The sequence below is a fragment of the Bacteroidales bacterium genome, assembly GCA_035299085.1.
In the GTDB taxonomy this organism is placed as follows: domain Bacteria; phylum Bacteroidota; class Bacteroidia; order Bacteroidales; family UBA10428; genus UBA5072.
In genome coordinates this window covers 104,897-117,779 of sequence record DATGXG010000057.1, presented here as the reverse complement: position 1 = coordinate 117,779, position 12,883 = coordinate 104,897, and the positions used below count along the sequence as shown (strand labels likewise).

Below are 12,883 nucleotides of genomic sequence, written 5' to 3'. Positions count from 1 at the left end.
AACTTGATTTCGTTAAATCATGATTATTCCTTATAATGATAATCGAATGTCTTGAGTATATTTCCATCATCATTTTTTATCGCTTTCAACCGGCCTAAACCATCGTATTCATAATAGGTTGTAACCCCATTGGAATCGGTTTGAGATGTGATGCCAAATAATGGAGAATACGTATAAATGGTCACCATATACCGCGGATCACTTATATAAGCAGAAAGCTGACCTTTAAGAAATAGCACATCAGCATCAACGGATGTCTTGTCTGTGTTAGAAGTATAGGAATTACTGAAAATCCTGGTGATCATCGGTGTATCTGTGATATCCGAAAACTTAATTCCTTCAATTTTAACAACAGGATACGAAATATTATTGGCCCATAAATACGTTGTAACAATGTTATCCGTCTTCCATGCTTCTTTCAGATGACCATCATTATAATAGGTCATTTTCATTCTTTCTTCATACTGAGGATCAACGTCAAATGCATAATTTTTATATGAAGATGGCGTGAAAGTTGATGGGGGCAATGTTTTAAGTGTTCTTGCTTCAACTGGAAGAACTGTTTTTCCTGCCCCGGTATTTCCTGCATAGCCGTACAAATTTAAATCAGCTTCAAGAACCTTACCTGCTTTCATCTTAACGGATTCAACCAGCGCAGCAGGATGCACTCTTCCAAGATCAGAAATAATTTTCGCCTGGCCGGTAAGATGATTTTCATAGGAATCGATACAGTTTTTTCTATCCGCTGCACATGTATAGTTGTTTTCTACCGATTTTGTGCAGCTTTCTCTCTTGGTCAGTATGGTATCATACATAATACTTTTACACTCCTGAAAATCAGCCCAACCATTATCAGTACACTGAAACTTTTTTACCAATGCCAATTGTCTTAATTTTTGCCCAACCCAGGTAGTATCATTATTATATTTGTCCATTAAATCATTGTAATATCTTTTTTTAAGATTCGCATAATCTATTGAATATTGTGTATTACAATATTCCTCAATTTCAATATATTTATCATGGCAATTACTATAATTAGGAGAATTAATCATATAAGCGTATTCATTCCAATAATTACTCATGCATTCATTTAAGTCGGTTTGATAATCTAATTCACATTGGTTATATGACTCATCACAATCGCTAAAAGCATAATCGCCGGCATATTTGTTTAACTGGAGTTTGGTCACATCTTCACTGGTCAGGGTACTGACAGTGGTTGGCTGAATGTGATTTTTCCCATTGTAAGAATAACTCGTGACATTCTTAACATAATTTGTAATGTCATTTGAATTATACAGATACTCTTGCGTACCTGAAAGAGCTTCCCAGCGACAAAAAATAGGATAATAATGGAGGCACCCTGATCCGATTTTCTGGTAAGGAAGAAATCCCCAGGCAAAATTAAATCCATCCTGGAATATCCCCTTAATAATTTTTTCATCTTTTAACTCATAGTCATATGTCGTTTTAGAGACAATCTGACCTGCGTTATTGTATACTGTTTTATCCAATAATTTTCCGTCAAATGGCAACCACTGTGAAGTATTCGGTACACCAGCAGGACGATACGGATGAATAAAACAGTCATTTGCATAATTCTTATAATTATAAATAATTTTACCGTTTTCTGCAGCGGAGGAGGTGATTTCTGTAACCCTGGAATAGCCGATATTGCTGTATTGACCATAGGTCAGATTCATCATATTGGAAGCAGTAAAAAGTATATCAGTCCAGGCATCCCTATTTTCCTGGGGAATGTTACGCTTAATGGTATAATATTTAAAAGGTATTTTTAAAATCCCACTTGACTTAGTTGTCACAACCCCTTGTGCATCGGTGAAGTCTGTTGTATAGCTATACGTTTTAACTATGTTCTTCACTGAATCCAATCCATTATAGTATTTAATTGATTTTACCCGAAGTCCGCCTCCGAAATTAATTGCAGTAGGAGAATAAACAATACGTTTTTTTACTCTACATGTAAAGGTTATAATTGCTCTTTTATTCTCATGTATTTGATTTGGATCAATGTGGATGTCCAAAGATAAGGGACCGGTAAATTTTGACAATTGGCCGGTTAAGTTAGCCGTATGGCTGGTAATATTACATTCCGGAGTTGTATTAATATCATTATCGAGGTCGTTAAAATAATAACGATGATAGTATGATGTGGTTTCTCCCCAATACAGTTTACCACCTAGATCTACATCAAACCAATTGGCACTTGTAAGCGATATACACTTGGAATAATCTGTCACATTCCACGGCATGACAACCATCTGAATCTCCGGATTGGTAATTTCCACCACATCCTCAGGAAATGTATAAGGAAAAGGTACCGTTTGGGTTATTAACGGATCGCCTGTTTGTGAACACAAAATATCAATTGTAGCAGTAAAATTACTATACGTGTATTGTTCAACCTGGTTTTGTATTTCGGGATTGCCATACTCATTCGGCTCGAATTTAAAAAGTGTACATCCTCCTGTCGGGTATGTAATTTTCTCCAATAAGCAAGCGCCCATTGTTGCCTTATTAGGATTTCGGTCAGCACCAACAAAACGTTTATAAATTGATGCAGATTCAAGGCAGGACAGATAAGACGTTTGCATATGATACGCACCCCAGGCGTCTATAAATTGATGATAAAATCTTTCATAGGGTAACTCCCCTTCGAATGAAGGTATTAATTTCGTATTGGAAGCACCATTATAGTATCCCCAATGATCTATGTTATACGAATCTTTATTGGGTAAATTAATATTAGAATAACTAAACTTATATTGAGCAGAATCACTACCATTTTTGATGGTTACTGCATTCAACCTTAATCTTTTGAAGTAACAGGAATAATCAATAGTTGAAACCCCAGAGAGATATCCACTATTTTGATTTGAATTGAAATAATCAGTATAGAACTTAATTTCTTTAACAACCTGGTTATTTTTATTTCGAACCTTAATAACTGAAAGCCTCTTGCCATTCTCAAGATCCTTTCTTCCTAATGTGTCAAATTTCAATGAACCGTATTTGAAAACAATTTCATTAAGGTATTTTTCCACAAACCTGGTTCCGGTAAATTTCTTATCGATGATGTATGACTGCGAATTATCGGAATATATTTTACTGCTATATTCTGAATAGGATGTGGTTAAAGATTGCACCGGGTTATCAACATAATTCAATATAACGGAGTCACCGGAAGGTGATATTATCTTTGTCAGGTACCACGAACCACTGACATCATACCCTAAATAATCGGTTGTTTTACTGGATGTTTCGAAATAATAGTGAAATCCATCACTTGTGGAGATACTCCATCCTTTGTCTGTATGTTTAACATTGAGATCTGTCTTTTCAAGAAAATTAGGAGTTCCATTTTGATCCAGTACAAACTTCCCATTCAAACCAAAACAACTAATTGTGAAAATATCAGGTTCCCAATCCAATTTCGTATTAGTTCCTGAATAATTGGGCGTATATATACCATTTACGATTGCAGCGGGACCACTTGTTCTCTGCTCACTATATCCGCCCAAACGTTCAGAACCGGCGAAACCATTAAAGCCAACCGGATCAATCATTGGAATATTGGTAATATATGGCAAAAATGAATGGCCACCTGTAAAATCATCCTCTCCATGAACCTCACGGGTGATTAGGGCACTGGTGCTGAGACTCCAGCCTAAACCAACCCAACTTGCCTCTTCGCTTACACGAAATCCGCCTGAATGGTAATTTAACTCAACGGGTAATTTAATATCGCCTGATTCAATTGTATATAACGGTAACGCAATAGAAGGTATTCCTGTAAATGTTCCGACAGGAAATTCACTGTATTTAGACAGCGCGGCAGCCTCGGGTGATTTAGGAATCACCACTGGCAAATCCTGCGCGGATAATACCTGACCAATCAGGAAGAACAGTATGACAACTATGTATTTTTTCATAGAAATGAATATTCACGCTTATTGAAAAATCCGGATCTGAATCTATTTTTCCTTCTCTAACAGAATAATTTTCTTCTGTAGGTCTTCAATTTTCTTATTCTGTTGTAGCAGGTATAAAGTGAGTTCTTCAATCTTCCTTAACAGCATATCATCCATTTCGCCCAAATTCTGGCCTGTTTTCGTAAAATCAATTGCTGATGGAATACCCGGGAGATGTTTATTGTTTTTAAGGTAAATTTCAAGATCCGTGAGGGGTAATAATTGATACGCCGGTTCGAATACATAATCTGATGCAATGCTGGATACTACCTCGACTTCTTTTGCCAGGATTTTACCGTTAACTGTTAATTCAGTCGTTGGATTGGCAGTGAGAATTCCAACTTTTCCTGCCAGATAATAGGCATTGGTTCCGTTGAGTAACCATGCTGCCGTAGGTAAAGCAACAACCGTAACAGCACAGGTAGCCGTCTTGCTTCCATCCTGGGTAGTGACTGTAATAGTCGCACTTCCTGCTGCAACGCCTGTAACAACACCGGTTGATGAATTGACCGTTGCAATGGATGTGTTATTCGATGACCATGTAACTGTTTTATTTGTGGCATTTGTCGGACTTATTGTAGCTGTAAGTGCAGTGGTTGACCCGACATTTACCGATGCAGTGGTCGGAGAAACCGAAACACTTGTTACGGCAACATTACTAACAGTTACCGCACATGTAGCTGTCTTGTTTCCATCCTGGGTGGTGACCGTTATTGTGGCGTTTCCTGCGGCTACTCCGGTGACAACACCAGATGAATTAACTGTTGCTATTGATGTATTGCTTGATGTCCAGGTTACATTCTTATTTGTGGCATTGGTCGGACTCACTGTAGCTGTGAGTGTTGTTGTAGAACCTGTGGCTACTGATGCAGTGGTCGGGGAGACAGAAACACCTGTAACCGCAACGGATTGCACCGTTATGCTGCTTGAAGCAGTCATACCATTTTCACTGGCAACCGCATTTATTGTTATGGTACCTGCAGCAACACCTGTAACCAATCCGGTTGAATTCACCGAAGCGATTGTAGGATTGTTTGAGTACCAGGTAACCGCTTTGTTTGTGGCATTTGAAGGCGTAATTGTAGCCGTCAGCTGTGTTGTATTTCCAACTCCGGAAATGGAAGCTGTGGTGGGGGAAACCGAAATACCTGTTACAGGCACTGAAGAAAACGGATAAGCTGATCCGGCTCCTGAATTGTACAACTGGGTTACCTCACTTGCAGTGAGTACTTTATTCCAAATCCCGACTTCATCAATCGATCCGGTAAAAGCTTTATATGATCCTGAGACATTCCTGTACCCGATACAAAACGATTCTGTATTTGTCACTGTTTCTGTAACTGTAGTGACAGAGCCTGTTGCCTGTTGTGTTCCGTCTACATATACTCTTAAAAGGCCATCCCGGTCAAATGTTGCAGTGATCAAATGCCAGGCGTTATTATTTACAAGGGTTGTACCTGTTACTGCAATTGCTTCTGCAGAACCAGTGCCTACTCCGTCTCTGATCACGGCATACGCATATCCTCCGTCAGTACCTATAAAATAGCCGGGAGTATATCCGGAACCGTATTTTGAAACGATGAACTGATCATTGGCTGACGACGTCTTAAACCAGGCTGATATTGAAAAATCTGTCGAAGTACCCATATTCAGAACACTCTTATTGCCCATAGAAACCCCATCATCGGTTCCGTCAAATGAAAATGCCGTGCTTATTTTTCCGCTTTGATTTACCGTAGCACCGCTTCCGCTAACGGTTCCGGGATTTGTAGTCAGTGCATCATTTGCTGTTGATCCTGAGGTCTCATCCAGTTTCCAGTAACTTACCAGGTTAGTGGTTAATTGACCGAAGGTACTGATTGAAAAAACCGTCAAATAACCAAGCAATAAAAGGGAGAATTTTTTCATAAGTAAAAATATTAATTCGAGTATTATAAATATACGCCCATTAGAGATCGATTAATTTTCCTCTAAATCAGTAAAAGAAACTGAAATATATCAGTTTATGTTAATTATCAATTATTTCCCTTAGCAACACAATTTCCACCTATGCACTAGCATGCATACAAAGATTAATAAAAGAAATTGAAAAAAGCAAATTTTTTGTAAAATATTTGCATTTTTATTCACAAGAAATATCTTCAAGCCCTTTTAAAAACACCGAACACCGCTGATTTGCGATTTAAGAAGTTGTCCCTGGAATAACGCTGTCAGGTCCTCCGGACGCTGACAGGTTATTCCACACGGAATACCTGTAACGGTCCGTTGTTTACGGCGGCCAGTAAATAGGTTTTGCCGTTGATTTCAATTAAGGCGGTTTTGCGGGCGTCACCCATGATAGTTAAACTGCTTTGAGAGGGCCAAAGAACTCTATATCCCCCGGATGTACCCTGCAGGAACCAACCGTATGACGCGTCGTATTTTCCATAGGTTGGCCTTACCACATAGTCGTTTCCACTTACTATCAAATCTGTGAAGCCATCATGATCAAAGTCGCCAACCTGGATGTCCCTTACAACCGAGAATTGCGCCTCGGCAGGCAGGGCTTGTACTTCAAAGGTCCCGTCACCCTTGTTGATGAAAACGCTGCTTTCCAGCATCACCGCACTTTTTCTGAATGTGCGCTTCATGGCTTCCACCCCGAAAAGCTCACTGACTGATTTCCCGGACATTTCACTGTAAGAACCGAATTTCTTATCCAACCCGGTGATTTTACCCATGAGTTCATCCAACTGGGCAACCGGGTAACTTTTCCCCTGCCTCCAGACACTGATAACCTGGTCGAGCGAACCATTGTTATCATAATCGCCCAGGTAAAGTTCCAAAGGCTCCTGCACTGATGCTCTTAAAATACTATTCAAACCCAGGTTTCCTGCAACCAGGTCCTGGTCGCCATCACCATCCACATCAGCAGCCTTAATTCCATACCACCATCCCGAAGTGAAATCAAGTCCAGCCATGGACGTTACCTCTGTGAACTGACCATTATCATTCCTGAACATAGTTATCTTCATCCATTCGCCGCAAATCACCAGGTCGGCATCTCCATCTGCATCATAATCCAACCATTCTGCACCGGTAACCATACCTGCATTTTTCAAACCTTTAGCATTAGTTGCCATTATATTGGTAAATTGGCCATGCCCGTCGTTTTCAAGCAGGAATTGCTGTGGCGATAACCCATATGCCCCGGGAATTGATCTTGAACCAACAAATAAATCAAGATCACCGTCTTTGTCGAAATCAGCTGCATGCACACATGAACCGTTATGTGAAATGAAAGGTAAGCCCGCACTTTTTGTAAAGTTACCTCTCCCGTCATTTATCAGCAGAATGTCATACTGTGCCGAATCACCCGCAGCCAACTCATTACCACCCCTGACTATATACAGATCCTTATCGTTGTCGTTATCCGCATCGAAAAATAATGCATCAATGCAATCGGTGCGGGTTTCATTTTTTAGTGCTGTAATTTGCATTTCTTTGAAAGTCCCGCCACGCTGCTGAATAAACAGGGAGGATGGTTGTCCTTTGGCACCGCCAAGGAAAACATCGCTCAACCCGTCTCCGTTTACATCGGCGACAGTTAAAGCCGGGCCTTCAGCTGACAGGCTGTGAGGAGTAAGTGGCTCACGTAAGAAGTCAATCCAGAAATCTTCGTGGTGGGTGTAGTTTAATCCTGTAATAGTAGTTTCATGGAATAACGCTGTCAGGTCCTCCGGACGCTGACAGGTTATTCCATCAGGACGGTATTCCACTGTTATGTTTGTGTCAATCCGATTTACAATTACTGTTTGGCATTTACGATCAGGCCATTGGATAACCAGTGAATCCAATTTTTCAGCCTTGCCTAGTCCGAAATGAAGAATATCGGATGAGGCCGACATAAAGCCTCTTGTAGTATATTTTTCAAGGGTTTGTGTTACACTGTCTGCATAAAGTGTAACCCTGGCACCCGTTCCCTGTGTATTCAATCCGTTTCCTTTTAACTGAACGGACAGGTAATGATTCCCGGAAAGATTGTTATTCCTGTAGATTTCAGCTTCATCATTTATGTCATTTACGACCAGATCCAAATCGCCGTCATTATCCAGGTCGGCATATGCACACCCGTTTGAGAAGGCTTTTTCTCTAAATCCCCAATCAGTGGAAACATTGCTGAATGTCAGGTTGCCGTTGTTCCTGAATGCAAAGTTTGTATTGGGATACAGCGGCATTTTTTCGTACAGATCTTTATCGGTCAGATTGCGGTTGTCCTTTGCAGGCTTGAACCGGTTGCCTCCTGTCAGAAACCGGATATAATCAAGATCATTCGCCCTGTGATAAATTCCGCTTGTTATAAAAATGTCCTTCCATCCGTCATTATCCAAATCGCAGATCAACGGGCTCCAGCTCCAGTCGGTTGAACTGATGCCTGCAAACTGCCCGATTTCGCTGAACAGGCCTCCGCCAAGGTTCAACTGCAGGGTATTTCGTACAAACTGGTCATTATAACCGTTCTGCTTTTTAATTGCCCATAACTCGTAATCATCTTCACCACCCGACTGCTGCCTGATCTTTTCATCGTCAGGAAGCATATCCAGTACGATAATGTCGATGAGACCGTCATTATTGAAATCAGCGGCATCATTGCCCATTGACGACCGGCTCGTATGGTTCATGCACTGAGTAAGCTTCTCGCTAAAAGTTCCGTCTGTATTATTGATATACAGGTAATCGTTTTCATGAAAGTCATTTGAAACATAAATATCCGGAAAGCCATCGTTATTCACATCGCAAATACTCACGCCTAACCCGTAACCGATCTGACTGCTGAATATGCCTGCTTCTTTTGTCACATCGGTAAATACGCATTTTCCATTCACCTGGTCGTTTCGGTAAAGCTTATCACCAGCTTTGGGATCGTCCATAAAACGCAGATCCATTCTTCCGTAGGTTCTTGAAGAGTGCACTGAATGAGTTACCAGGTACATATCCAGGTCGCCATCCGAATCGTAATCGAAAAACGCTGCCTGAGTGGCAAATCCTCTGAAGTCAAGTCCATACTCTTTGGCTTTTTCGCTGAACGTAAGATCTCCATTGTTAATGAAAAGCTGGTTAGCGCCTTTCAGACCTTTATAATCGGCAACCTGGCAAACGTAAATATCCAACTCCCCGTCACCGTTCACATCAGCCATGGTGACTCCGGTTTTCCAGTCGCCTGTACCTCCGACACCCGCTTTTACAGTAATATCTTCAAATTCAAGATTGCCCTTATTCAAATAGAGTTTGTTTGCGACCTGGTTGCCTGTGAAATAAATGTCAGCAAGCCCGTCATTGTTGATGTCACCAAGAGCCACCCCTGCCCCGTTATTGAAGTAGAGATATGCAATTATATTGAAAGATTCTGATTCGGCCAGCTTATTATTGAAATAGATTCCGGTTAAGGCCGGTTTAGCCAGCAGAAACTGCGTCTGCATCGCGGAATCATTCCTTTGGCAGGAATATATAATAAGGATTAATATTAACAGAAGGCCATGTTTCATTTATATTACCGGTCGGAAATTTGGAATACCTCCAGTTTATCATTATTTCTTGCCACTACTATGCATCTCTTATTCTGAATAGTTATGGGTTTGATATCCCTTATTTCACCAGGAACATGAAAACCGGAGATGTCAGAAGTGATGATCCGAAATTTTCCTGTGCCATCACCTGACAAAAACCAGCCGTAACTGGCATCATATCTTCCGGTCTCGGGTTTGGCATTGTAAAGATTTCCACCCATCAGCATATCCGGATTTCCATCCTGGTTGAAATCTCCCACTTCAATTGCATACACAGGGGCAAATTGAACCTGCAGTGGCAATGACCCTTTCGTAAAATATCCTTTGCCATCATTCAGGAATATTGCGGATTCGAGCATAGCGACATCCAGTTTCAACGCATTTTTCAGCTGAGCCGGAGTGAAAATATCTTCTGCACGCTGATTTTTATACATTTCATATTTCGGGTACTTTTTCAACAGCGATGGGATCTGGTTCGTCAGATCATGTTTAAGAGCAAGCGGATAAGCAGTGTCTCCGTCATATGTGCAAATTATCTGCTCTGCACTGCCGTTAAGATCAAAGTCGCTTACGTACATGCTTACCGGTTTTTCAGGAGTGGCATGGAACCTGCTGTTTAACCCATGATTGCCTGCTATAATGTCCAAATCACCATCATTGTCAACATCAGCCGTTTGTATGCAGTTCCACCACCCGGCGGTGTTTATGTTACCAAAAGCTTCCTTCCGCAGCTCAAATTTGCCATTGCTATTTATCAGGATTTTTAATGGCATCCAGTCCCCCGTAATAACTAAATCCGGATCACCATCACCATCTACATCCGCCCATTGTGCGTCGCGGATCATTCCGATGTTCTTTAATTCCGGAGCTAATTTATCGGTAGCATTTGTAAAGTTGCCTGACCCGTCATTTTCCAGCAGGTATCCGTCGACGGGTACTCCGTATAAATAGGGCTTCAGTCTTAAGCCAACAAATAATTCAGTGATACCATCGTTATCAAAATCGGCGGGACGGACACAGGAACCTGTTTGAAATTTTCCGGCAGGCAGAATCTGTTTTGACCTTGTAAATTTTCCTTTGCCGTCATTCAGGTAAAGCCTATGCTTTAAAGCCGATGAGCTTTCTGAAAATTCATTACCCCCGCTTACAACATACAGATCGATATCCTTATCTCCGTCGGCATCAAACATGGCACAATCGACATCTTCACTTGCCTTATCGGTTGAGAAAACATTTTGCTCAGTTAATTCCATTCTGCCGCTTTGTTTCTGGACAAACAAAGATCCCGGCTGATCTTTGGCACCACAAATAAATAAGTCTTCCAGACCGTCGTTATTAACATCTCCCTTGCACATCCTTGGCCCTTCAGTCGACATCATATGATAAAGAAGCGGGCTACGGTTAAAATCATTAAATTGGTTTTCGTGATGTATGCAGGAAATCTTGTTTTCGCCCGTAATGTCAGTCAGGAACGGTTTCGCGTTCTTTACCCGGAAACCATGAGGAGTGATGACCGAACCCGTATTCATTGAATCATTCTCATAGAATTCAAGTATCTGATCGGTTTTAACCTGTGTTTGCACAACCTGTTTTCCATCGGGCCATTCAATAACCAGGGTGTCTAAAATCCCGATGTTACCTAATCCCAGATTCGGTCTTGGATCAACTGTTGAAAGGTATCCCCTCATGGGCATCTGCTCCAGGTAAATGCTTTTTCCTTTGTGCTTTGCAAAGATCCTGGCGCCTATTGCCTGTGTATTTGATCCTCTTCCATGCAATATCAATTTCAGAAAATGATTCGGCGAGTTCCTTTTGTCCGATTCATTCCTATATACAAACATGGGCATATTCACATTATTTACAACAAGGTCCAGGTCCCCGTCATTATCCAGGTCGGCATAGGCCGAGCCATTTGAAAAACTTGGTGTTCCGAGCCCCCATTTGTCTGCAACATTTTCAAATCTCAGACTGTCTTTGTTTTTAAAAGCATAACTGGGAATCCTGACCGAAGGAATAGCATCAATAAGTCTTTTATAATCCACTCCTTTGCCCATAATGATTGACATCACCATGTCGCGGTTCGAAAAATACTGTATATAGTCCTGATCCGTTAAATCCTTATAAATGCCGTTGGCTACAAAAATATCTTTTAACCCGTCATTGTCCATATCCATGATAAGCGCGCCCCACGACCAATCAGTGGCGTTTACTCCTGCCAAACGGCCGATCTCGCTGAAAGAACCATCGCCGTTGTTCAATTGAAGCATGTTGCGTGTAAACTGGTGATAATACCCATTATTCACATTGGCCATATAACTTTCCCAATTGTCGAAAGTAGTTTTAGTCTTAAGCCTGTCATTGTGTTCAGGCACCATATCTGTTGCGAAAATTTCAGGATAACAATCGTTATTGATATCCGCCATATCAGCCCCCATAGAAGCCGCCGATATGGATGGCATCATTTCAGTCAATACTTCCCTGAAAGTACCATTGTGATTATTCAAATACAGATAATCGCGTTCGAAAAAGTCATTTGACACATAAATATCCATCCATCCGTCAAGGTCTATATCACCGATTGTTACTCCAAGTCCAAAACCGATTACACTTCCATAGATTCCGGCTTCTTCACTGACATCGGTAAAATGATCGCCATCGTTTCGGAACAAATTATCTCCACCGAGTGAATCCCTCACCGTCCGTTGGTTTTGCTTCAAATTAAAGCTTCCGATAGCTTTTGAATAGTTATTGAGAAGGTAAAGATCGAGATCATTGTCGTTATCATAATCGAAAAAAACGCCCTGAGTTGAATTCCCTGTACCTCCTATGCCATAATTTTCTGCCTTTTCTGTAAAGGTCAGATCACGGTTGTTTATGTAAAGTTTATTAAGATTTTCAATACCTCCAAGGTTTCCGGAATTGCACACATAAATATCAATCCATCCGTCGCCGTTCACATCGGCAAAACTAACCCCTGTAGACCACCTTCCATTGCCCTGAATTCCGGCAGAAACAGAAATATCTTCAAAAACAAAATTTCCTTTATTCAGATAAAGAACTTCGCTGCCGGTGTTTGAAACCATGAAAACATCCATGAGGCCGTCATTATTCACATCGCCGATAGCGACACCTCCTCCGTTATAGAAATTGCGGAATGTGTAAATGTTAAATTTATTCCGGAGCTGCTCATCATAGTCAAGTTGATTCACAAACCCTGCATGAGTTGTTTCTGAATCCAGCAATGTAAACAAATGTTCCTCAACTGCGTGGTTGTTTTTGTGTGAACAGCCAGCCAAAGCCCCGGCAAAAATGACGGGTAACAAAAAAAAGTGCCGACGCATG

Annotated in this window: 4 protein-coding genes; all 4 read right to left on the bottom strand. The window is 41.1% G+C overall.

Translation table 11 applies throughout. From position 1 onward, the window contains the following. Positions 1 to 23: 23 nt before the first annotated feature. Positions 24 to 3,956, bottom strand: a complete 3,933-nt coding sequence (locus tag VK179_19305) for an RHS repeat domain-containing protein (protein ID HLO60907.1) — start codon at positions 3,954 to 3,956, stop codon at positions 24 to 26. A gap of 42 nt (positions 3,957 to 3,998) precedes the next feature. After that, entirely contained in the window at positions 3,999 to 5,903 is a 1,905-nt protein-coding gene (locus tag VK179_19300; GenBank protein HLO60906.1) for an Ig-like domain-containing protein, read from the bottom strand. Between the two features lie 326 nt (positions 5,904 to 6,229). Continuing rightward, positions 6,230 to 9,454, bottom strand: coding sequence for a VCBS repeat-containing protein (locus VK179_19295; protein ID HLO60905.1), 3,225 nt, complete (start codon positions 9,452 to 9,454; stop codon positions 6,230 to 6,232). A 71-nt stretch (positions 9,455 to 9,525) separates the two neighbouring features. Beyond that, a complete protein-coding gene (locus tag VK179_19290) occupies positions 9,526 to 12,882 on the bottom strand; it encodes a VCBS repeat-containing protein (GenBank protein HLO60904.1) in 3,357 nt (1,118 codons plus the stop codon). Position 12,883: the final 1 nt, after the last annotated feature.